The 21650-nt window shown below is 65.0% G+C and carries 25 protein-coding genes and 3 tRNA genes; 1 reads left to right on the top strand and 27 read right to left on the bottom strand.

Going from position 1 to position 21650, the window contains the following annotated elements; translation table 11 throughout:
* Positions 1-85: 85 nt before the first annotated feature.
* From HSX14_RS21230 to HSX14_RS21315, 18 genes are all read right to left on the bottom strand, one after another.
* Positions 86-583 carry a DUF4376 domain-containing protein gene (locus tag HSX14_RS21230; protein WP_173172351.1) on the bottom strand — a complete coding sequence of 166 codons (498 nt, stop codon included), beginning with the start codon at positions 581-583 and terminating at the stop codon, positions 86-88.
* A complete protein-coding gene (locus tag HSX14_RS21235; RefSeq protein WP_173172349.1) occupies positions 583-2223 on the bottom strand; it encodes a phage tail protein in 1641 nt (546 codons plus the stop codon). The genes HSX14_RS21230 and HSX14_RS21235 overlap by 1 nt, the downstream gene beginning before the upstream one ends.
* On the bottom strand, positions 2220-2858 hold the full coding sequence (locus HSX14_RS21240) for a baseplate wedge 1 family protein (RefSeq protein WP_173172347.1): 639 nt from the start codon (positions 2856-2858) through the stop codon (positions 2220-2222). Before HSX14_RS21240 ends, HSX14_RS21235 begins: the two co-directional genes overlap by 4 nt.
* Complete coding sequence (locus HSX14_RS21245) at positions 2855-4000, bottom strand: baseplate J/gp47 family protein (protein ID WP_173172345.1); 1146 nt, start codon at positions 3998-4000, stop codon at positions 2855-2857. Before HSX14_RS21245 ends, HSX14_RS21240 begins: the two co-directional genes overlap by 4 nt.
* 65 nt (positions 4001-4065) lie before the next feature.
* Complete coding sequence (locus HSX14_RS21250; RefSeq protein WP_173172343.1) at positions 4066-4419, bottom strand: contractile injection system sheath initiator; 354 nt, start codon at positions 4417-4419, stop codon at positions 4066-4068.
* A 10-nt stretch (positions 4420-4429) separates the two neighbouring features.
* Positions 4430-5071, bottom strand: a complete 642-nt coding sequence (locus HSX14_RS21255; protein WP_173172340.1) for a Gp138 family membrane-puncturing spike protein — start codon at positions 5069-5071, stop codon at positions 4430-4432.
* Complete coding sequence (locus HSX14_RS21260; RefSeq protein WP_173172338.1) at positions 5064-5924, bottom strand: phage protein; 861 nt, start codon at positions 5922-5924, stop codon at positions 5064-5066. The genes HSX14_RS21255 and HSX14_RS21260 overlap by 8 nt, the downstream gene beginning before the upstream one ends.
* Positions 5921-6238, bottom strand: coding sequence for a phage baseplate plug family protein (locus HSX14_RS21265; RefSeq protein WP_173172336.1), 318 nt, complete (start codon positions 6236-6238; stop codon positions 5921-5923). The genes HSX14_RS21260 and HSX14_RS21265 overlap by 4 nt, the downstream gene beginning before the upstream one ends.
* Entirely contained in the window at positions 6235-6987 is a 753-nt protein-coding gene (locus tag HSX14_RS21270) for a phage baseplate protein (protein WP_173172333.1), read from the bottom strand. Before HSX14_RS21270 ends, HSX14_RS21265 begins: the two co-directional genes overlap by 4 nt.
* 15 nt (positions 6988-7002) lie before the next feature.
* On the bottom strand, positions 7003-8421 hold the full coding sequence (locus HSX14_RS21275) for a hypothetical protein (protein ID WP_173172331.1): 1419 nt from the start codon (positions 8419-8421) through the stop codon (positions 7003-7005).
* A 16-nt stretch (positions 8422-8437) separates the two neighbouring features.
* The gene (locus HSX14_RS21280) at positions 8438-8602 is read right to left on the bottom strand and encodes a hypothetical protein (RefSeq protein ID WP_173171722.1); all 165 of its coding nucleotides are present in this window, start codon (positions 8600-8602) and stop codon (positions 8438-8440) included.
* The gene (locus tag HSX14_RS21285; protein WP_173172329.1) at positions 8599-9006 is read right to left on the bottom strand and encodes a phage tail assembly chaperone; all 408 of its coding nucleotides are present in this window, start codon (positions 9004-9006) and stop codon (positions 8599-8601) included. The genes HSX14_RS21280 and HSX14_RS21285 overlap by 4 nt, the downstream gene beginning before the upstream one ends.
* A 2-nt stretch (positions 9007-9008) precedes the next feature.
* Positions 9009-9440: a phage structural protein gene (locus HSX14_RS21290; RefSeq protein ID WP_173172327.1), complete on the bottom strand. Its 432-nt coding sequence runs from the start codon at positions 9438-9440 to the stop codon at positions 9009-9011.
* Positions 9441-9502: 62 nt separating this feature from the next.
* Positions 9503-11002, bottom strand: coding sequence for a DUF3383 domain-containing protein (locus HSX14_RS21295; protein ID WP_173172325.1), 1500 nt, complete (start codon positions 11000-11002; stop codon positions 9503-9505).
* Position 11003: 1 nt separating this feature from the next.
* Positions 11004-11537, bottom strand: a complete 534-nt coding sequence (locus tag HSX14_RS21300) for a phage neck terminator protein (RefSeq protein WP_175384278.1) — start codon at positions 11535-11537, stop codon at positions 11004-11006.
* 100 nt (positions 11538-11637) lie between these two features.
* Positions 11638-11913 (bottom strand): phage holin family protein, encoded by a 276-nt coding sequence (locus tag HSX14_RS21305; RefSeq protein WP_173172323.1) that lies wholly within the window; start codon positions 11911-11913, stop codon positions 11638-11640.
* The gene (locus tag HSX14_RS21310) at positions 11906-12280 is read right to left on the bottom strand and encodes a putative holin (RefSeq protein WP_111261889.1); all 375 of its coding nucleotides are present in this window, start codon (positions 12278-12280) and stop codon (positions 11906-11908) included. The genes HSX14_RS21305 and HSX14_RS21310 overlap by 8 nt, the downstream gene beginning before the upstream one ends.
* Before the next feature lie 169 nt (positions 12281-12449).
* A complete protein-coding gene (locus HSX14_RS21315; protein WP_173172321.1) occupies positions 12450-12980 on the bottom strand; it encodes a hypothetical protein in 531 nt (176 codons plus the stop codon).
* A gap of 191 nt (positions 12981-13171) precedes the next feature.
* Here HSX14_RS21315 and HSX14_RS21320 point away from each other — a divergent pair, with 191 nt between their 5' ends.
* Positions 13172-13882 carry an XRE family transcriptional regulator gene (locus HSX14_RS21320; RefSeq protein ID WP_173172318.1) on the top strand — a complete coding sequence of 237 codons (711 nt, stop codon included), beginning with the start codon at positions 13172-13174 and terminating at the stop codon, positions 13880-13882.
* A gap of 324 nt (positions 13883-14206) precedes the next feature.
* Here the strand turns inward: HSX14_RS21320 and HSX14_RS21325 are convergent.
* The 9 genes from HSX14_RS21325 to HSX14_RS21365 form a co-directional block, all read right to left on the bottom strand.
* Positions 14207-14283: transfer RNA gene (locus tag HSX14_RS21325), tRNA-Arg, on the bottom strand.
* Between the two features lie 73 nt (positions 14284-14356).
* Positions 14357-14433, bottom strand: a tRNA-Arg gene (locus tag HSX14_RS21330).
* A 107-nt stretch (positions 14434-14540) separates the two neighbouring features.
* Positions 14541-14631 (bottom strand) — tRNA-Ser (locus tag HSX14_RS21335).
* Between the two features lie 61 nt (positions 14632-14692).
* Entirely contained in the window at positions 14693-14878 is a 186-nt protein-coding gene (csrA, locus tag HSX14_RS21340) for a carbon storage regulator CsrA (protein ID WP_003283978.1), read from the bottom strand.
* Positions 14879-15065: 187 nt separating this feature from the next.
* Complete coding sequence (locus HSX14_RS21345; protein WP_111261886.1) at positions 15066-16301, bottom strand: aspartate kinase; 1236 nt, start codon at positions 16299-16301, stop codon at positions 15066-15068.
* 101 nt (positions 16302-16402) lie between these two features.
* The gene (alaS, locus tag HSX14_RS21350) at positions 16403-19024 is read right to left on the bottom strand and encodes an alanine--tRNA ligase (RefSeq protein ID WP_173172316.1); all 2622 of its coding nucleotides are present in this window, start codon (positions 19022-19024) and stop codon (positions 16403-16405) included.
* A gap of 121 nt (positions 19025-19145) precedes the next feature.
* On the bottom strand, positions 19146-20150 hold the full coding sequence (gene ltaE, locus HSX14_RS21355) for a low-specificity L-threonine aldolase (protein ID WP_173172314.1): 1005 nt from the start codon (positions 20148-20150) through the stop codon (positions 19146-19148).
* 136 nt (positions 20151-20286) lie between these two features.
* Positions 20287-21288 carry a succinylglutamate desuccinylase gene (astE, locus tag HSX14_RS21360; protein ID WP_173172312.1) on the bottom strand — a complete coding sequence of 334 codons (1002 nt, stop codon included), beginning with the start codon at positions 21286-21288 and terminating at the stop codon, positions 20287-20289.
* Between the two features lie 10 nt (positions 21289-21298).
* Positions 21299-21595, bottom strand: a complete 297-nt coding sequence (locus HSX14_RS21365) for a hypothetical protein (RefSeq protein ID WP_021218473.1) — start codon at positions 21593-21595, stop codon at positions 21299-21301.
* Positions 21596-21650: the final 55 nt, after the last annotated feature.

A 21650-nucleotide genomic window follows, 5' to 3' on the forward strand; every position in this document is an offset into this window, starting at 1 on the left:
CAAACCGACAACGAGTCGGTCGGAAAAGAAAACGGCCCGCGAAGTGCGGGCCGCAAATAAGCGTTACATCAGCCGATCAGGCCTATCACGGCCACCACTTGTCATCGACGTAGTCACCGGGGATCGTCTCCATATCCTTCAACTGGCGCCCCGCATGGATAAGTGCCTGCTTGCGAGCGATCACTGCCTTGCCAAGATCCACGACAGTCGGGGCATCCATGGGCACCTGGCTGTTGTCGGCCGCGATCCAGGTGAAGTCCTGGTTCGGGTCCGACCAGCGCAGGTTGCCCGGCCTGGCGCCTCCGGCCACGGCCATGAAAGCCAGCTGGGCAGCCCCGATAATATTCTCGTGGTCACTCGGCCTGGACTGGAACAGAGTGCCCTGGAACTCGAAGCCAGCAGTCATGCGACGGTCACGCTCGACATCTACATCGGCTGCAGTCGGCTGCCGGACCGGGTTGATATGCAACTCGACTTCAGCGGCGGTCATGGGAACCAGTTCCTTGCTGATCAGGTGATCCTGGGAACCGTCTTTTTCGTAGGCGAAAACCTCGCCACTCTGGGTATTTCGAAAGAATTTCATTAGCGAAGCTCCGCCCAAACTGCGTTCACAGTATTAGTAAAAATGATCGAATAAGTACCACCATTTGGAACAACAAAGGCCGCATGAAAGCCGCCGTCCGTTAATGTCAAGCCGTTGCAAATAGCAGTAATAGCGCCGTTGCGCATGCTGGCATGCACGACGATCGGCCGCCCGGTCGTGTTGGTATAGGTGGTGCCGGAAACTCGGCTGGTAGTCAGGTTCTGCCAAGTCTGTCCATCACCCGGAGCCCGGGGCCGAGCCTCCAGAGAGTCCACGCGAGTGATCAACGCAGCGTGAGACGAGGACAGCGCCGCAGCATCAATGGTCCCCGCATTGGCAACGTTGTTGCCCATCTTGATGATCCAGCAACCAGTGACGTTGACCGGACGGGTCTCTGCAGCAGTACGTGGCACGCCGTTTACACCATCGGGAGCGGAATTGGTGATGAACGCATCTCCCGCGGTCTCCGTGGTGCCGTCTCTGTAGCCAGAGGAGATGTTGGACACCCAACCGGCCCCCGCATTGCCGTAGCCCGTGTAAGCCGTACTGTATTGGTGGTAGTGCCAGTGTCCCTGGAAAGCATCACGCTGGATCACGCCGGCGACGGCCGCCGACAATCCACCATCCCCCCTCTGGAATAGCGCCCCGATCGACCCCGCGGCCTTGCCGTTGTAGTCGGGCATACGGAATGTGGTGCTGCCATCACCCTCGGTGAACATGCCACGCCGCGATGTATCGCTGCTCCAGATCGCTTCGGTGGTCTTGGGGACCTTACCGTCCCGGATGGCCGCCCACACATCGGGATACAGAGCACGGCTGAGCAGTTGGCCGTCCGCCGGCGCACTGCCAGCGGGGATGCTGCTGCGGCTCATCCACCACTGGACAGAGAGCACAGGCATGCCCGCATCCGAAGCCCCCGCCGGCGTCAGCAACACCTGCAGCGAAGCATTCGCCGCCGGCACGCCACCCGCCCCGCCGACGTAAGTCACCGGCACCGAGCGATAGGTCCCGCTGTCCACCAGTTCCCCGGTGACACGGAAACGGTGGACCACACTGCCGCCATCGCGACTCTGGAAGCAGATGGTGTCCCCGGCCCGCAGGATGCCGAGGCCCCGGCTGTAGTCCAGCCCTTCGTTGCTGGACTTGGCGATCAGCAGCGCCGTGGCATTGGCCGGAGTTGAATTATTCAACGCGAGGTAGCCGCTGGCCGGCGCGCCAGAGGTTGCAGCGCTCCACAGCCATTGGCCGAAGTTCAGGGTCCCGCCCCCTAGCTGCTCCTGAATCAGTGTCTTCAGGGCATCACGGGTCAGCGCCGTCTCCACCCACTCGGTGGGGTTGATCGACGGCCGCTTACCAACGTTCGCCGCCTTCGCCTTCCACACCTTGCCGCCCTCCTGCACGTGGGCGCCGGTCGGGTAGTCCTCGGTGGTGGACCACTCGCCGATGCCGCGTTGCAGCAGGTAGCGCACGGCTTCATCGCTGCGCTTGAACAGGGCGTTGAACCATTCCATCGGCGGAACGCCGGTGGTCTGGTCGAAGGTCACCCCCCAGCCGCGGGGGATGTCGGGGAAGCTCTGGAGCTCACCCGGCTTGGCGCCGGAAGCGAAGACCAGTTCGTCGGGACGGGTGTATTGCGTCATAGGAACCTCGCGAATTTTCCTTGGTTGAAGCCGAGGGCGCCCGGGGCGCCACGGAAGCCGAATGCCCGCTGGGGCACTGCGACGTAGAACTGGATGCGGACACCGGCCGGGCGCGGCAGGATGTCCAGGGTGTTCAGCGCATAGCGCTTGAAGTCGCTGACCTGGTCGGTGCGGATGACCACCGTCAGGCTCATGTCGTACTGGTCGAAGACCACCGTTTCGCTGCTGAAGATGAAGCGCAGCGCCGCGCTGATGTCTTCGATGGTGCCGAGCTGGTAGTTGCGGGCGATGCGGCAGCGGATGAGGAAGCGGTAGTCGTCGTCATCGAGCACCGCCGAGTCGCCGAGCGGGTCGCCCATGCGGTACCACTTGCCCTTGCCGAAGCCCTTGGCGCCGGCCACGCCCTGGAAGCCGAACAGGCTGCGCGGGGCCAGGCCGGGGAGCACCCGGCCCTGGCCGACATGCTTGCCGACCAGGTCGAGGTTCACGCCTTCGGCGTTGTCGATGTCCAGTGCCTCGGGGAGCGCCGCCAGCCCTTGCCAGGTATCGCCGAACTGTCGCGAGAGCAGTTCGGCGGTGGCGGCGGCCCGGGGCTTGCCCTGGTACTGCCAGATCAGCAGGCGGTCGTAGCTCATAGCACCACCACTTCGATGTCGGCCTGTGCGAAGCGGGCCCGTTCACGCACGCCGACGACGATGTTGTCCGCCGCCAGGGCGCCGCCGCGACGGCCGATCTTCAGCTGCTCGACCCAGAAGCCCTGCACCGTGTTGATCGGGCTGTAGAGCCGGGAGAGCTGCACGTCCTGGCCGATGCGGAAGTCCAGCTGAGACAGCTGGGCCTTGATCGAGGCGACGTCGATGGCGGTGAACTCGGCGTCCCGGCGCAGCTGGACGAAGGCCTTGCAGTCCACCATCGCCGGGCGGTCGAAGCGGATCAGGCGGTTCACGCCCTGCCCGTCCACCACGGTGCGCGACTGCTGGCCCATGAGGCCGGTGCCGGCGGGCTTGCGCAGGAAGATCGCCTGGGCGATGGCCTGCTCCTCGCCGCCATCGACGATCAGGTTGAGGCTGTGGCCCGGCACGCCGTCCGCGTCCGGGGTGGAGCCGGTGTTCTCAAGCCCCACCACCTGGCGCACGTCGGCCAGTTGCAGCAGGGCCGCCACCAGGCCGTCGAGGCTGTTCTGCGCCGGGCGGGCGCGGCTGCGGTAGAAGCGCGCCCGCAGTTCCGGGTCGGTCTCCTCTTCCGCGCCCACTTCGGCGGCGGCCAGGCTGGTGGCGGTGTCCCAGCCCAGCACCAGCGTCTCTATGGCGAGTGCGCTGTTGACGGGCAGGTTGAAGGCGCCGAGCAGTTCGCTGCGCAGGTCGGCGCGTGCCGAACCATCGGCGCCCAGGGTGGTGTCGGCGACCAGCAGCCAGCGGCCGCGGTTGATGTCCCGCAGCACGGAGCCGGCGGGAATCAGGGTGCCGGCGCGCCCGGTGAGGGCGGCGCCGCGCAGGTAGCTGTAGCGTGCCTGGCGCCGGGTCAGGCCGGCGTAGGCAACCCGCTGCTCCAGCCAGGCTCCGCTGGCGTGGTCCGGATCCAGGGCGCGGTAGGTGACCTCGCCCAGCTCTTCCAGGTCGGCGCGGATCTGGGCGATCAGCCCGAGCATCTGGCCGTCCGGGCTGTCGGGGGCAAGGTCGATGTCGTTGCCATAGATGGCACGGAAACCCTGGTCCAGATCCGCAAGGATGCTGTCCAGGCGTTCACCGACATAGCCCTTGTTGGTCAGTTGTCCCATGTTGGTTCTCCAAAGAAAAAGCCCCACGCGAGGTGGGGCTTCGGTATGACGGCGGCTGCGGCCGGTCAGCGCTGGACGCTGGCGCTCAGGCGGGTGCCCTGGCTGTCACGCAGGGTCACGGCGATGCCGAGGCGCCTGTCGTCGGGCGTTTCGCTGATCTGGAAGTCCAGAATCTCGCTCACGCCCTCGGTGGTCAGGATGCAGCGCTTGATGTCCACCTCGATCTGCGCCAGGTTCGCCGGCCGCTCCATGCGGGGCAGCCAGGGCAGGCCGTGCTCCAGGTCGAGGAACCAGTCGCCGCTGAAGGAGCGCAGGCGCGTACACACGCGCTGCGCCACGCATTCGCTGCCGTCGGCGTAGTTGTTGCGGCCCTGGCCGAAGGTCCAGTCGCCGTCCTTGTCTATTCGTCTCACTCTCATTGTCATGTCCTCATTGCGGCACGCCGGTGACGGCGGGGCCGGCCATGACCTGGCCGTGCAGGTGGCGCTCCAGGCTGATGCCGTTGGAGACCACGTCGCCCTTGCCGGTCATGCCGGCCTCGAACACCACCGGGCACTTGATCAGCACCTTGGCGCCGTCCAGCGTCAGGGTGCCGCCTTCGTCCAGGCGCACGTAGGCGGAGCCGTCCAGCCGGCGCAATTCCACCGCGTCGGTGGCGAAGGCCGGGACGACCTGGGGCAGCGAGCTGATACCCATGATCGCCACGGCGTCGGACAGGTCGTGCTGGCGATAGTCCAGCGGCTCCGAGGAGCCGCCAGACTGCCACCAGCCATCGATGCAGCGTTCGTTGAACACCAGCAGGCATTCATCGCCCGGCTTGACCGGGAAGGTCAGCACGAAGCCGCCGCCCCGGGGAAATTGCACCGGCACGTCCGGCAGCAGCGGCAATGCCTGGCGCGAGCCATCCATGAGCTGCTGCTCGATCATCGGTTGCACGCTGGCCACCTGGCGCGCAGCGTCGAAGGCGACGATGCGGCCGGGCAGCGCGGTGTGCAGGCGCTTGAGACGGGCGTCGATGGTGGAGCGGTTGGCCTTGTCCATCGACGGGGTCTGCCAGTCGTAGTTACCCATTGCCCTTGCCTCCCTTGCCGGTCTTGGCGGCGTCCTTCTTCTGGAATTCGCCGCCGATCACCGACAGCACGCAGTACCAGTCCTTTTCCATCACGTCGCCCTTGCTGTTGATGGCGACGATCTTGTAGTCGCCGTCGTAGCGCGATTCGATGGACTTCAACCGCACCGTGCCGCCGATCCGGGGGGCGGGGTCGATCAGGCAGGTCAGCTCCAGCCCGCCGCCCTTGATTTCCTTGGGCGCACCGATCAACCCGGTCTCCTGGGACAGGAACACGGCCTGGTCGTCGAGCACGTAGCCGGCGGGAAGCAGGAGCAGGTCGCCATCCTGGATCGACCAGTCGGCGCCCTGCTCCGCCGCCACTTCGCTCAGCACGTCGCGGCTCAGGCCGGAGAGCACCTTGCCCCGGGGCAACGGGCGCTGCCTGGGCAGGACAATCTGCCCGGGCGCCGTGCCGGTCATGCTGGCCACGGCGACCTTCACGTGGTCGTCCGCGGTACTGCCGGCGGCCAGGGTGGTGCTCACCCGTGCCTGGCGCAGGTCCGTGTCCCCGGTGTTGCAGGTGAGGACGATGACGTTGTCCAGCTCCTTGCGCTCCAGCGCCACGGCGGTGATGTCACCGGCATAGAGCAGGCGCAGTTCGCTGTAGCCGGCCCACATCCAGACCTTGCGGAAGTCGCTGCCATAGAGCCACTCGCGGTGCTCGCGGTTGAGGTTCCAGATGCGGATCTCGGCCTTGTTGGGGGTCTCGGCGATGTCCTTGGTGAATTCGAACGCCACCCGCAGGCTGTCGATCACCAGGCCGTTCTCCTCGCTGCCCAGTACCAGGCGGTATTGCCGGCCGAACTGCCTCATGGCTGCACCTCCGACTTCTCGCCGATGTAGAGCAGGCAGCGGCTGCCCATGTCATTCCCGCCCATGGGATCGAGCCCGACGCCACTGAGGTCGTCGAGCCAGAGGAAGAACGGCAGGGTGGTGCGCCAGAGCATCGGCACGCCGACCACCAGGGTCAGGCCCTGGGCCAGCCAGGTGTTGTCGGACTCGTCCAGAAGATCGAGGGCCCAATGGTCGCCGATGCTGTTGTAGCGCAGGGTCAGGCGCAGGCGCCGCCCGGCGAAATCGAAGCTCTGCTCCTGGAGCGGTTCGCTGCTGATGGGGATTCGCTTCATAGCAAGATCCTCTTCATCGCGTGCAAAAAGCTCTCATTGCGCGCATCGGCCTTGGGCGTGGTCTTGCCCTGGGGTTTCTTCGCGGCGCCCTGCTTTTCACTGCGGCCGGAACGCTCGGTACCGGCCGCCGGTGTGACCACACCGTTGATGACACGGGTTTCCACCACCAGCACCTCACGCAGGGTCAGGTCCAGCTCGATGGCACCGTCGAGTGTCTGTGTGGCCGCAATGGTGCTCAGCAGCATGTTCTTGTACAGGTAGAAGCCGGTCTGCACCTGCAGCAACTCACCGGCCTTCTGCGTGTCCAGCAGGCATTGGTAGATCTGCTGCAGCCGTGACTGGCTGGGCGAGCTGTCGAAGCGCGACAAGGGCTGGGACTCCAGCATCCAGGGTGCCAGGGGCCGGGCCTTGGTGGCATCCGCCAAGGGTTCCAGCCAGCTTTTCAGTTCGCGCTTGGCACGGCTCTCGCCCTGCGGGGTGCGGGGCGAGAGCAGGCCAGGCAGGACGTTGTCGAGAAACCCTTTGCCATTGCGTACCCCCGGCATGCTGTCGATGGGCAGACTGGCCAGCGGGTCGTAGTGCTCGACCACGATGCCCTTGATGACCAGGTTGCGGGGTTGCACGTAGGCGTGGTCGGCGATGTTGGCACCGCTCTCCACCGGGTTCTCGGTGATCTTGAGTTCTGATTTATGTGTTTCGCTTATCACCGCATCGAGCCTCAAGGTTCCGATGCGACGGTTGATCAGCATGACCATTGATTCACCTCACTGCCTAATTTCGCTGCTGTTGTTGTGGGTGGTCAGGCGTTGCTGGTTGCGTGCGACCTGCTCGGCCACCTCGAAGCCGATGGCACGCGAGTCATCTCCGCTCACGTGAACGGTGACGGTCTGGTTGTAGCTGTTGTTGCTCGCCGGGGCCGTCAGCGGCACCGCGCCCACGCCAGCGCCCAGAGCTGCGCGGCTCTGAGCGTCCTGTACACCGGCAACCAGTTGTGGCGCGCCGGTCTTGTCCGAACCGGAGCTGAAGAAGTCGGTGATGCCGGAAAAGAGGCCACCCGACTTCTCGGCCGGCGCCCCCTCCTTCGGCTCCTCTTCCGAGCCACCGAAGCCAACGGCAGAAGCAACCTTCTTGATCGCGCCACCGATCACCTCGAACTGCACCTTCAAACCCTCGATCCAGCCATCGAAGGCCTTCTTCATGCCGGCGAAGTCACCGTTGAACAGGGCGATAACCCCTCTGATGAGGTTGAGCATATTGCTGATGCTGGCCCCGATCACCGTCATCAGGCCTTCGCCGAAGGCAATGACGGTCTCGCCGTTTTCCGCCCAGAACGCGGCGAACTGCGCCTTGAACTCGGTCAGCACCGCGTTGACGGCACGCAAACCCTTGGCGAATGGCGACCAGAACTCGCCGAGGGCCGACTCGCCACCGTCGAGGTAGGTCATGAAGTCATCCACCAGGGCGATCACCACCACCAGGGCGGCGGCGACCCACATGATGGGGTTGGCGGCGAAGGCCAGGATGCTGGCGCGACCGACCCAGCCCAGCGCGGCGCCGAGCAGGGTCAAGGCGGATTCCCAGCCGACGGTGGCCTGCACCACGGCATCCACGCCGCGGGCGAAGTTCACCACCGCGTCGATGCCCTCGCCGACCAGCGTCATGGTCTTCAGCAGGCCATCGGCAATCAGTTCCTTGTTGGCGTCCACCAGCGCCAGGAAACGATCGGCCAGGTGTGTGAGCTGCGGCGCCACGCCGAGCGCGACCCGGACCCGGACCGCTTCGAGCACCTTGTCGAGACGCTCCAGGCCGCCCTTGTAGCGCTCAGCCACCTGGGCCTGCTCGTCGGTCACCGCGCCCAGTGCATCCGGGCCGGCCTTGAGGCCACTCAGGCTATCCATGGACGAGGACACGAAGTCGAAGAGCTTGGACGCCATGGTGGAAAGACCGCCCGCCAACTTCGATGTGCCGCCCGAAACCTCTTCGACCTTGGCCTGCACCTGGGTGAGGGTGTCGATGTAGGTAATGCTGTTCTGGGTGTTGGTGGTCAGCGCGTTGCTGGTGATCTCCACCTTCTGTTTCAGGTTGGTGACGAAGTTCATCTCTTGCATCAGCGTATTGCTGATGACCAACAGCTCCTGCCTCAGCGAATTGCTGATCTGCTGCAAGCCCAGAGAGAACTCCATGCTGAGTTGTTCGATATCACTTGCCATTGGCCTGCCTCTCATGGGCCTGACGCTGTGCGTCGTCCCACTCCGCTATCGCGTCGTGGAAGTCGCACAGGTCGGCCAGGGTGTAGAGCGCGCGCAGCTCATGCAGGGTGCAGAGCTGGCGCATGACAGGGGTGAAGAGGAACCAGTCGGTCACTCCGCCTTGGCCGGCACCGGCAGAATCGCCGACAGGGCGGGTACGGCGGCGGCGAAAAAATCGGCGAACTGGTATTTCACCCCCTCGATCAGCAGCGGCAGCAGGTGGCCGCGATGCTGGTTGAAATGCGCATCGGCGCGGTCGGCCAGGCGGAAGGCCGCACCGTCTGCGGGCTGCACGTTGACCTGCTGGATCACCAGCGCCTCGATTTCCGCCACCACCGGATCGCCCAGGTTGGCGAGGATGGCGCCGATGGCCAGGGACTCACCGCCCTCGCCACGCTTGATCTCGATGCCCTGCAGCAGGCGCGCAGCCTTCTTCAGGGCGTTCCAGGCCGGCATGGCGTTGGCCGGGCGCATGAGGTAGGTGATGCCATCCAGGTTGATGCGATGTTCGGCGTTCATGTTCAGGCGACCCCTTGTTCCAGGCTGACGTTGGCGCGTTCGAAGACGATGACCCACTGGGTGTCGTTGGCTTCACTGCCACGGGTCACTTCGGGACGCGTGGTGAAAAAGCCCTTGGTGGCGCTGATCAGGTCTTCGTTGAGCAGGTCGCGCACTTCCAGGGTCAGCGGCACGAAGGCCTTGAGGTTGCCGTCCTGCAGGGCGCGCAGGCCGTTGAGGTACTTGTTGTCCGCCGAATGCTGCTTGAGCTTGATGGTCAGGGTCGCGGAGCGGTCGTTGTTGGCGACGAACACGCCGCTGCCGTTGCTGCCCATCTTCAGGGTGCCGGCGGCGTTGTTGAAGGCCAGCTTGAGGGCGTCGGCGCCGGTGGCCCAGTCGCGGATCTCGTAGCCGTTGATCAGGACGGACAGTTGGTTCTGGTCATAGATAGCCATGGAAAATCTCCGGAAAATAAAAGGCCCCGTCGAAGGGGCCGAAAAATGGGTTGGCGAAGCGATCAGCGATCGAAGTTGACCAGCACGTCCACCGAGTGCACGGCGCCGGCCATCTTCAGGGCCACCTGGATCGGCGGCGCCTTGCGCTGCTCGCGGTCGGAGGTGGACAGGTTGTCGACGCTGTCGGCCCAGACGTAGAAGCCTTCGTCGAGGCGCTCGCCGCTGACGAGGTTGCCGAAGGGGTCGCCGTTCCATACGCCGGGGGCGAAGGCGCCGTTGTTCACGCCTTCGCGGCAGACCTTGCGCACCGAGGCGAGCAGGCGGGCCACGCCCGCGTCGGTCAGCGGCACCTTGCCCGGGGAGCGGTACAGGGTGGCGAACACTTCCTTCTGCACGGCGTCGACGTACCAGTCGAGGATGTGCACTTCATCGAAGAAGCGACCGCCGATGACGGTGCCTTCGGCGACCATCGCCGACTCGTCGAAGTAGGTGTAGAAGTTCAGGCCCAGCTTGCGGCACTTGTCGGCCTCGGTGAGGGTCAGGTTGTCCGCGCTGATGCCGGGCAGCTGCTTGAACTTCATGGTCAGGGTGGAGTTGTTGGCGGCGAAGTTCACCGACAGCGCACGGGCCAGCCAGCTGTTCACCGCGTAGGGGTCGTTCTTGTCGAAGACCGCGACGGTGCGATGGCTCTGGCGATCCACCAGGCGCTTGAAGGGGTTGCTGGCGACGTTCTCCAGGTGGCTCGGGTTCTGGGTGGTGACGCCGAAGACCTTCTTGTCGGCGGCCAGTACCCAGGCGGAGGCCTGCTCGATCTCGTCGTCGGTCAGGGACGCGGCAACGGTGGCGGCGTACCAGCCGGCGTTGGCGTCGAGCAGCGCGGCGAAGGCCTGCGGCAGGGACTGCGCGGCGAGCACCAGGGCATCGGCACCGGCGATCTTCTGCGCCATGCCGTTCTCCAGGCGCAGCAGGCCGCCGAGGTAGGTGCCGGTGGCGCCGAGGTCCTGGGCGAAGCCGATGGCCTTGGCGGCGCCGGCGACATCGGCGTCGAGGATGAAGCGGTTGGCGACGGCGTCGTAACGGCAGCTGACGGCCTGGGCGGTCAGCTTGGCGTCGATCAGCGCGGCGATGGCGGCGAAGTCGGCGGCGGCGCTGAAGTTCAGGCCGGTGACGTCCTGGCGCACACCGTCGACGGTGATGGACAGCTGGCCGGCGCTCACCGCCTTCAGCTGGTCGAGGGTGGCCAGCAGCGGGGTGCCGTTGATGGCGGCCTTGACCGCCGGCACGTTGCGGGTCGACTTCAGCCAGCGCGCCACCAGCAGTTGCTTGGGTCGCGGGCTCTGGGCGAAGAAGGCGCGGGCGGCGATGGCGGTCTGCGAGGAGCTGCCGAAGGCGGCCTCCACTTCGGCCTGGCTGGCGCAGCTGATGTACAGGGTCGACGCGTCGATGAAGACGTTGCCGGCCTCGGGGGTGAACAGGGCCAGTTGGCCGAAGTCGCGGCGCGGGGTGGATACCGGCTGCACGTTGAGTTGTACGTTTACGATCTGCGAAAGCGGAAGGGACATATCAGGTCTCCGTTGGATTCACTGTAAGGGTGGCGGTGAGGCCCGTATCGGTGTGGGCGGTCACCACCGAGGAAGCGATGTGTTTCTGTTCCAGGGTCACGCGGTGGTCGTGGCCGAGGACGAGGTCGAGGCGCGCCTGTTCCCGGGCGACGCCCGCCTCGACGCTGGAAAGGTTTTCGATCGGCGCCAGGCGCAGCAGCGCGACACCGAGGCGCCGCAAGCGGTCCTGGGCGAGGCTCGACTGCAACACCGAGCGGGCGTCGTGGATCAGGTCGAGGGCGCCGGTACCGAAGCCGACGAGGCCGAAGGTGGTCTCGCAGCTGGTGATGACGGTTTCCCGTTCGTTGTTGCCGTTGAACTCGCGGCGGGACTTGCCCTGTTCCGCCGACTGCGTTTCACGCAGGCTGGCGTAGAGACCGGACGGCGGTGCAGCTGCCTGGTCCGCCGCGATCAGCGCGCCGACCGGCAGTTCGAGCAGGCCGCGCAAGGCCTCGCGCAGGGCGGCGACATCCAGCCGCGTGGCGGTGATGGTCATTGAGTCCTCCTGGTGGATGGTCGCGACCCGGCGAGCGACGCGCAGGTATGCGCGCCGCTGCCTCTCGGGTCGCGGTGGATAGGTTGGAAACTGAGGGCGATCAGCCCAGGTGCATGATCCGCGCGAGATTGCCGCGGGCCCGGAGCACCAGAAACAGCAGGATCAGCAGGACGCCGAGCATCCAGGGCGAGAGGTGCTCGCCCTGGTAACGCCCAATGGCGATGGTCAGCGCCTGGCAGCCCGTGCAGAGCGCCAACAGGTAGGCGCAGAGTGAAACGCCGGGGCGGAAGCGTGAGCCACGCCGCCGGTAGGTCAGCAGTCGCAAGCAGATCGCCGCGCAGACCACGAGGGTGCCGGTGGCCAATGGATCATCCATCCTTGCCTCCCGCTCCGCGCCGCAGGATCGTCCGCAACCAGGACGGCAGCTGACCGCCGCGCATCCATTCCAGCAGGCCGACGCCCGCCGTCACGCAGAGCGTCGCGGCGACGAAGGCGACCGCCCCGCTGGTCTGCGAAATACCGCGACTGACCGCCTCGACGGCGGTGTAGTAACCGCCGACCCAGGACACCAGCAGGTAGCCCACACGGGTAAGCGGTTGATAGTCACGGGCGAACACTACGAAGAAGATCGCGCCGCCGAAGCCGCCGATCAGTGCATTGCCATCGACACCGGGCACGATCATCGCGACACCGGCGCCAGCCACCCCGCCTGCCATGGCGACCGCAATACTTGGCTCGGTCATGGAAGACTCCTTTCTTGAAGGCCGTGCGGTTTTCGCCAGGCCCAGAAACGCCGAAGCCCGCGATGTGCGGGCTTCAGTTGGTTTGATTTCGATCTTGGAGCTATCTTACCTTTATCGTCCCATATCGTCAATATGGGAAAAGCCATTTTTTAAAAGAAATTTTTCCTCATCAATGTGCAACCACGATCCCCGCGCTGGACATGGGTGCTTCCAGGCGCGCAACGGCATCACGCAGCTTGCCGGCGACCTTGGTGCGCCAGTCCTGGTCCCAGCGATGCAGGGTGCTCTTGGACAGCCCGGTGAGCCGCTCGACCTCGCGAATGCTGTGCGGCGGGCGGCGGAACATACGCATCAACAGTGCGAGGGCAGCACGCTGTTCGGCCGAGTCGGCCTGCGGGCGAAGCCAGTCACGCAGGGCGGCGATCGCCACCACGAAATCACGGCCATGCGCGTACTCGGCCTGCACCACCGCCAGTTCCAGCGGGTGCTCGGCCAGCAGACGCTGGGCGAAGCGGATGGTCATCACCGACTGCGCCTGCCACTCGTGCGGGCTCAAGCCGCTGGGCAGCTTGCTGACGAAGCTGGTATCGAAACGTTCGCGCAGCACGTCGATGGCCATCGCCGTCGACGAACGCGGGCCGGCCTTGTGCTCAGCCATCCAGTAAGCAACCGCCAGCGCCTGTTCTGTAGTCTGGAACATTGTATTTTCCCTTCCCATGGGCCGACCCCCTGGCCGGCTGAACGATGAAAGCCGCCCCGCTCCGCCGCTCGCCCGAGTCGCAATGGGACTCGATGCGGCGCTGCGGGACAGCCGAATTCTGGTGCCAATTATATAGGAGTATCTATATTTATGCACTTGCATTGACATAGGTCCGCCCTTATTCTGCGCCCATGGAACTCAAAGACCGCATCAAGGCCGCCCGCAAGCACGCCAACCTGAGCCAGGTACAGCTCGCAAGCGCAGCCGGCATGACACAGACCTCTATATCCGACCTGGAACGCGGCAAATCGCGCGCGACCAGCTTCGCCACCCAGATCGCCACCATTTGCGGCGTCAGCCCACGCTGGCTCGCGGAAGGCCGTGGAGAGATGCTCGAAGGCCGGATGAATCGACAACCTGGCAATGCGGACTGGTTCGGCGGCGTGGAGTCCTGGGACGACGACACGCCACTGGATGCCGACGAGATCGAGCTGCCCTTCTACAAGGAGGTGGAGCTGTCCGGCGGCAAGGGCAGCACGGTCGTGCTGCAGACCACCGGCCGCAAGCTGCGCTTCGGCAAATACTCGCTGCGCAAGAAGAACATCGATGCCGCCAGCGCGGCTTGCGTGACGGTAAACGGCAACAGCATGGAGCCCGTCCTGCCCGACGGCAGCACCGTGGGCGTCGACACCAGCGCACGCACCATCAGGGATGGCGACATGTACGCCTTCGACCATGACGGCCAGCTGCGCGTGAAGCTGCTCTACCGCCTCCCCGGGGGCGGCCTGCGCGTGCGCAGCTTCAACAGCGACGAGCACCCCGACGAACGCTACGAGGCCAGCGAAGCCAACGAGCACATCAATATCATCGGCCGGGTGTTCTGGTACTCCGTGCTGCTCTGAGCCCTCCTCCTCCCTCTTACGCAAAGCCCGGCGAATGCCGGGCTTTTTCATTACTGCCACCCATCACCCCACGCAGCAACGCGCCAAAGCGAGCCCTGGAGGCTGTGAGGAGGCAGCGCTTGTAGCTTTCGGCTTTCGGCTTTCGGCTTGCAGCTTGCAGCTTGCAGCTTGCAGCTTGCAGCTTGCAGCTTGCAGCTTGCAGCTTGCAGCTTGCAGCTTGCAGCTTGCAGCTGCCAGATCATCCGACCCGACCGCGGATCATTGCCAGCCTTTTTTCAGACACAAAGAAAAAGGGCCTGCATTGCTGCAGGCCCTTCTCTTGTATGGCGCACTCAGGAGGATTCGAACCTCCGACCGCCCGGTTCGTAGCCGGGTACTCTATCCAGCTGAGCTATGAGTGCGTTTCGGTGGTTTTAGACCAGGTCACCACTGGTTTACTGCCCGATGCGCCGACCTTGATCGTCGCATCCTGTATGGCGCACTCAGGAGGATTCGAACCTCCGACCGCCCGGTTCGTAGCCGGGTACTCTATCCAGCTGAGCTATGAGTGCGTGTAGGGCGCGCATTATAGAGAATCTCAAACCTTCGTCAACTGCTTTTTCGATAATTTTCAACAACTTACCGAACTAACCGCTGTCATCTCTATAACGCTGAATAATGGCGGAGAAGGGGGGATTCGAACCCCCGACACCCTTTTGAGGTGTACTCCCTTAGCAGGGGAGCGCCTTCGGCCACTCGGCCACCTCTCCGCAACACGGGGCGCATGATATCCATGTTTTCCCCGTTTGCAAAGCAAAAAATGCAGAAAAATTAGTGGCTTGGTTCCTGGTCTTTCTCTTTCTGTATGCGCTGGTAAATCTCTTCACGGTGCACGGCTACCTCCTTCGGGGCGTTGACGCCAATGCGCACCTGATTACCTTTCACGCCTAACACGGTGACAGTGACGTCGTCACCCACCATCAGGGTCTCTCCGACCCGGCGAGTCAGAATCAGCATTCCTTTCTCCTCACGGATTTAATGTTCAGGGACAAAACAGTCTGCAAAAAAGAAATGGTATCGACCCCATGCGTTATCAAGGGGCCTCCACCCAAGTATTGACCAGCACTGGCAAAAGGAAAGTTCCAACAGTGCTGACCAAAAACGACAAAAGGCGCGGGGTGAGCCGCGCCTTTCGTTATATGCCTCACTCGCCCTGTCGGGCGGGTGCGTCGAGCTCGAAGGCGGTGTGGAGGGCGCGAACGGCCAGTTCGAGGTACTTCTCCTCGATTACCACGGACACCTTGATCTCGGAGGTGGAGATCATCTGGATATTGATAGTTTCCTTGGCCAGGGCCTCGAACATGCGGCTGGCGACGCCCGCGTGGGAGCGCATGCCGACACCGACGATGGAGACCTTGGCGATCTTGGTATCGCCGCTGACTTCACGGGCGCCGATCTCGCGAGCGGTCTGCTCCAGCACCTGCAGCGCGTTCTGGTAGTCGTTGCGGTGCACGGTGAAGGTGAAATCGGTGGTGTTATCGTGCGCGACGTTCTGCACGATCATGTCCACTTCGATATTGGCGGCGCTGATCGGCCCGAGGATCTTGAAGGCAACGCCGGGAGTATCCGGTACGCCACGGATGGTCAGCTTGGCTTCGTCGCGATTGAAGGCGATGCCGGAGATGATCGGCTGTTCCATGGATTCCTCTTCATCAAGGGTAATGAGGGTGCCCGGACCCTCCTGGAAGCTGTGCAGCACGCGCAGCGGGACGTTGTACTTGCCGGCGAACTCCACCGAGCGGATCTGCAGCACCTTGGAGCCGAGGCTGGCCATTTCCAGCATCTCCTCGAAGGTGATCTTGTCCAGGCGCTTGGCCTGGGGCACGACGCGCGGATCGGTGGTGTAGACGCCATCTACATCGGTATAGATCTGGCACTCATCGGCCTTCAGCGCCGCCGCCAGGGCCACGCCGGTGGTGTCGGAGCCGCCACGGCCGAGGGTGGTGATGTTGCCGTGCTCGTCCACGCCCTGGAAGCCGGCGACCACCACCACGCGACCCGCCTTGAGGTCGCTGCGGATCTTCTGGTCGTCGATCTGCAGGATGCGGGCCTTGTTGTGCGCGCTGTCGGTGAGGATGCGCACCTGGTTGCCGGTATAGGAAACCGCCGGCACGCCGCGCTTGATCAGCGCCATGGCCAGCAGGGCGATGGTCACCTGCTCGCCGGTGGAAACCATCACGTCCAGTTCGCGCGGCACCGGCTTATCGCTGATCTGCTTGGCCAGGTCGATGAGACGGTTGGTCTCGCCGCTCATGGCGGAAACCACCACCACGATGTCGTCGCCGCCTTCGCGGAATTTCTTGACCTTCTCGGCCACCTGCTCGATGCGCTCGACGGTGCCGACCGAGGTCCCCCCAAACTTCTGTACGATCAAAGCCATTTCAAAAGCCGCCTAATCCCGTGAAGGGCGCCCATTAAACAATCAACGCAGAACACTGCCAAGGCCCGCCGGGCGTGGGGCGGGCCGTTGGCGGCGGGGTCTTACAAACCCTGCTCGACGAACGGTACGGCCAGGGCCAGGGCCTGTTCCAGGGCCGCGGCGTCGGTACCGCCGCCACGGGCCATGTCAGGACGACCACCACCCTTGCCGCCGACCGCAGCCGCGGCCTGCTTCATCAGATCGCCGGCCTTGAGTTGGCCGGTCAGGTCCTGGGTGACACCGGCGACCAGTGTCACCTTGCCCTCCAGCGCGCCGCCGAGCAGGATCACCGCGCGGCCGAGCTTGTTCTTCAACTGGTCGACCAGCGCCAGCAGCGCGTCGCCGTCCAGGTCCAGGCGTGCAGCCAGGACCTTCACACCCTTGACGTCGACGGCCGAAGCCGCGAGGTCGTTGCCGGCAGCGCTGGCCGCCTTGGCCTTGAGCTGGTCCAGCTCCTTCTCCAGCTGGCGGTTGCGCTCCAGCAGGGCGGAGAGCTTGTCCAGCAGGTTGTCGCGGCTGCCCTTGACCAGGCCGGCCGCTTCCTTGAGCTGCTCCTCGGCGCCGTTCAGGTAGGCCAGCGCTGCCGCACCGGTCACCGCCTCGATGCGACGCACGCCGGCGGCCACGCCGCCTTCGCTGGTGATCTTGAACAGGCCGATGTCGCCGGTGCGGGACACGTGGGTACCGCCGCACAGCTCGACGGAGAAGCCGTCGCCCATGCTCAGCACGCGCACCTGGTCACCGTACTTCTCGCCGAACAGCGCCATGGCGCCCTTGGCCTTGGCGGTCTCGATATCGGTTTCCTCGGTATCGACCGCGCTGTTCTTGCGGATCTCGGCGTTGACGATGTCTTCCAGCGCCTTCAGCTGCTCGGGCTTGATCGCCTCGAAATGGCTGAAGTCGAAACGCAGGCGCTGGCTGTCGACCAGGGAGCCCTTCTGTTGTACGTGCTCGCCCAGCACCTGGCGCAGCGCAGCGTGCAGCAGGTGGGTGGCCGAGTGGTTGAGCGCGGTGGCCTGGCGCACTTCACCTGCCACTTCGGCCTTGACCGAAGCACCGGCGCTCAGGCTGCCCTGGGCGACCACGCCGTGATGCAGGAAGGCACCGCCGGCCTTGGTGGTGTCGCGCACGTCGAAGCGCACGCCGGCGCCTTCCAGGTAGCCACAGTCACCGACCTGGCCGCCGGATTCGGCGTAGAACGGGGTCTGGTCGAGGACGACGACGCCCTCCTCGCCTTCCTTCAGGCTGTCGACCGCCTGGCCGTCCTTGAACAGCGCGACGATCTGGCCGGAGCCGGAATGCCCCTGGTAGCCGAGGAAGCGGGTCTCGCCCTCGACCTTGACCAGGCTGTTGTAGTCCATGCCGAAGGCACTGGAGGCACGGGACAGCTCGCGCTGCTTCTCCATCTCGCGCTCGAAGCCTTCCTCGTCGATGGTCAGCTCGCGTTCGCGGGCGATGTCGGCGGTCAGGTCCGCAGGGAAGCCGTAGGTGTCGTACAGCTTGAACACCACATCGCCCGGGATGACGCTGCCGGAGAGGCCGGCCAGGTCCTGCTCGAGGATCTTCAGGCCGTTCTCCAGGGTCTTGGCGAACTGCTCTTCCTCGGTCTTCAGCACGCGCTCGATGTGTTCCTGCTGCTGCTTGAGCTCGGGGAAGGCATCGCCCATCTCGCCAACCAGCGCGGCGACGATCTGGTGGAAGAAGGTGCCCTTCGCGCCCAGCTTGTTACCGTGGCGGCAGGCGCGGCGGATGATGCGGCGCAGCACGTAGCCACGGCCTTCGTTGGACGGCAGCACGCCGTCGGCGATCAGGAAGGAGCAGGAACGGATGTGGTCGGCGACCACCTTCAGCGAAGCCTGGCCTTCGTTGGCGCAACCGATGGCCTTGGCCGCGGCGTTCAGCAGGCTCTGGAACAGGTCGATCTCGTAGTTCGAGTTCACGTGCTGCAGCACGGCGCTGACGCGCTCCAGGCCCATGCCGGTGTCCACGCTCGGTGCCGGCAGCGGGTGCATCACGCCGTCCGCAGTGCGGTTGAACTGCATGAAGACGTTGTTCCAGATCTCGATGTAGCGGTCGCCATCCTCTTCCGGGGAACCGGGCGGGCCGCCCCAGATGTCCGGGCCGTGGTCGTAGAAGATCTCGGTGCAGGGGCCGCACGGGCCGGTGTCGCCCATCGCCCAGAAGTTGTCGGAGGCGTACGGCGCGCCCTTGTTGTCGCCGATGCGGACCATGCGCTCGGCGGGGATGCCGACTTCCTTGGTCCAGATGTCATAGGCCTCGTCGTCGCTGGCGTAGACCGTGACCCAGAGCTTCTCCTTGGGCAGGTTCAGCCACTTGTCCGAGGTCAGGAATTCCCAGGCGTAGGTGATGGCGTCACGCTTGAAATAGTCGCCGAAGCTGAAGTTGCCCAGCATCTCGAAGAAGGTGTGGTGGCGCGCGGTGTAGCCGACATTGTCCAGGTCGTTGTGCTTGCCGCCGGCGCGTACGCACTTCTGGCTGGTGGTGGCACGGGTGTAGGCGCGCTTTTCCAGGCCGAGGAAGCAGTCCTTGAACTGGTTCATGCCGGCGTTGGTGAACAGCAGGGTCGGGTCGTTGCCCGGGATCAGGGAGCTGGAGGCCACACGGGTGTGCCCCTTCTCTTCGAAGAAGCTCAGGAAGGCTTCACGGATTTGAGCGCTTTTCATAGGTTCTTCCACGGAAACTGCGGCCACGAATCGCCGGCAAAGGGCCGCATTATATAGGCCCTGTGCCGGCGGGATAGTGCCTTTATGCGATAGAAAGCGACTATCGAACGCTATCGAGTGATCAGCTGCGACGAAACTCGGCGAACGCCTCGATCACCCGCTCGATGCCGGCGGCGTCGACGTCCAGGTGGGTGACCATGCGCAGGCGCGGCGCCGCACTGAGGACGATGCCCCGCTGGGCCATGAACGCCTTGAGCGCCGGCGCCTGCGAGCCCAGATCAACATAGACCATGTTGCTCTGCACCGGCTCCACGCCGTAGCCCAGTTCGGCCAGCCCGGCGCCCAGGCGCGCGGCGTTGGCATGGTCGTCCGCCAGGCGCTGAACCTGGTGATCCAGGGCGTAGAGGCCGGCGGCGGCCAGCAACCCGGCCTGGCGCATGCCGCCGCCGACCATCTTGCGCAGGCGCCGCGCCTTGGCGATCAGGACGGCGCTGCCACAGAGCACCGAGCCGATCGGGGCGCCCAGGCCCTTGGACAGGCACACAGAAACCGAATCGAAGTGACGGGTGATCTCGCGGGCATCCACGCCCTGCTTCACCGCCGCGTTGTACAGGCGGGCGCCGTCCAGGTGCAGCGCCAGGCCGCGACGGCGGGTCATCTCGCGCGCCGCCGCCAGGTATTCCAGGGGCAGGACCTTGCCCTGCATGGTGTTCTCCAGCGCCAGCAGGCGGGTGCGGGCGAAGTGGAAATCGTCCTGCTTGATCGCCGCCTCGACCTTCGCCAGGTCGAGGGAGCCATCCGCTTCGCCATCGATGGGCTGCGGCTGGATCGACCCGAGCACCGCCGCACCACCGCCCTCGTACTTATAGGTGTGGGCCTGCTGGCCGACGATGTATTCGTCGCCGCGTTCGCAATGGGCCATCAGCCCCAGCAGGTTGCTCATCGTGCCGGTGGGTACGAACAGCGCGGCCTCGAAGCCCAGGCGCCCGGCGAGCGTGGTTTCCAGCAGGTTGACGGTCGGGTCTTCGCCATAGACGTCATCACCCAGCGGGGCCGCCTGCATGGCATCGCGCATACCGGGGGTGGGTTGGGTGACGGTATCGCTGCGCAGGTCTATGACGGCCATCTCGGGCTCCTTGGCTGGGTAAGGGAACGACCCTAAAGGAGCACGGCGAGGCGAGCAAGTAGGCAAATGTCGAAGCTCGGAAAGAGCCGGCGAAGCGGTAGCCCGGGCGTCAGCCCGGGAGGGAAGCAGGCGCCCGTCAGTCGACTTCGGCGGGAACGATGAGGATGCCGGCGCGCAGGCCGTTCTTCACCTTCGGATTGGGGAAGATGATGCGCGCGCCCTCCTCCTCGATCACCCAGCGGGTGCCGGCGATGTCGTCGGCCAGCAGGTAGCCGATGGGCAGCTCGCTGAAGTTCTCGATGTCCGTCGGCAGGTGCAGCTGGAAGGCATCGCTGTGCTTGATCACCTCGCGGGACACGGCGAACAGCTGCAATGGGCCGAGGTCCTCGCCCTCGCCTTCCGGTTCCGCGCCCTCCACCAGCAGGCGCAGACGCGCCTCCAGCAGGTCGAGGTTGACCTGGCCGTTCTGGCCGAACGGGCGCGCCTTGCCCAGCTCCAGGGTGAACGCCTCGGCGTCCAGGCTGGCATAGGTGTAGGAGCTGAAGGTGATGCCGGTCTTGTTCTGCAGCAGCACCGCCTCGATGCCGGCGGCACCCAGGCGCGCCAGCTCGCGACGGGAGTGCTCGCGCCCTTCCTTGTACGGGTAGAGGGCGAACTGCTCGATCTTCGAGCCCCGGATGGCGGTGTGCAGGTCGTAATGCAGGCGGGTACGGCCCGGCTTGATGAAGAACGCCGCGGCCAGGCGCTCCAGCTCGTTGGCGCGCATGGCCTCGAAACCGCTGGTCTGCTCGTGGCGGCCATTGAACAGGCGGTTGATGTCCTGCTCGACATAGCGTTCGCCGCGACGCATGGCCTCGGGGTTGCCGAGCAGGAAGAGAATGCGCGAGCGGGGCTTGAGCTCGCCCCGGGCGACACCCTGCAGCAGGCGGTCGAGCAGCTCGATCGGCGCCGTCTCGTTGCCATGGATGCCGGCGGAGAGCAGCAGGTCCATGCCATTGTCGGCATGGACGGGCGGGGTGACTTCCAGGGCCCCCTCGCCCAGCCAGTGCAGGCGGGCGCCCTCGGCGGTCAGTTGAATCTTCTCGGTCGGCTCGCGGCCGGCCAAGGTCAGTTCAAGCAGTTTGCCAAGCGCCAACATCCGCGCGTCCTCAATGATCGTGGTTGCAGTCCGGGCCATGCACATGGCCGTCCTCGTCGTCATCACCGGCATCGGCCGGCTCCATCTCCAGCTGCAGGCTGACCAGGTTGGTCGCCAGCGGGCGCAGCAGCAGGTTGGCGTACTCGGTATCGCCTTCCTCGACATCCACGCCAATCAGCAGCTGGCCGTTGCCGGCGGTCTGGATCCAGACCTCCTTGCCCTGCCACATCACCGCGAAGCGCGTGCAGGAGGTTTCGAGCTGGGTACCGTCGGTGTCTTCGAGGATGAGTTGCAGGGCGTCGGACATTTACTAAAGCTCCAAGTCGTAAGCGACAAGCGGCAAGTGTAGGCGGCGGCTTCTA

It is taken from the genome of Pseudomonas tohonis (assembly GCF_012767755.2).
GTDB classification, from domain to species: domain Bacteria; phylum Pseudomonadota; class Gammaproteobacteria; order Pseudomonadales; family Pseudomonadaceae; genus Metapseudomonas; species Metapseudomonas tohonis.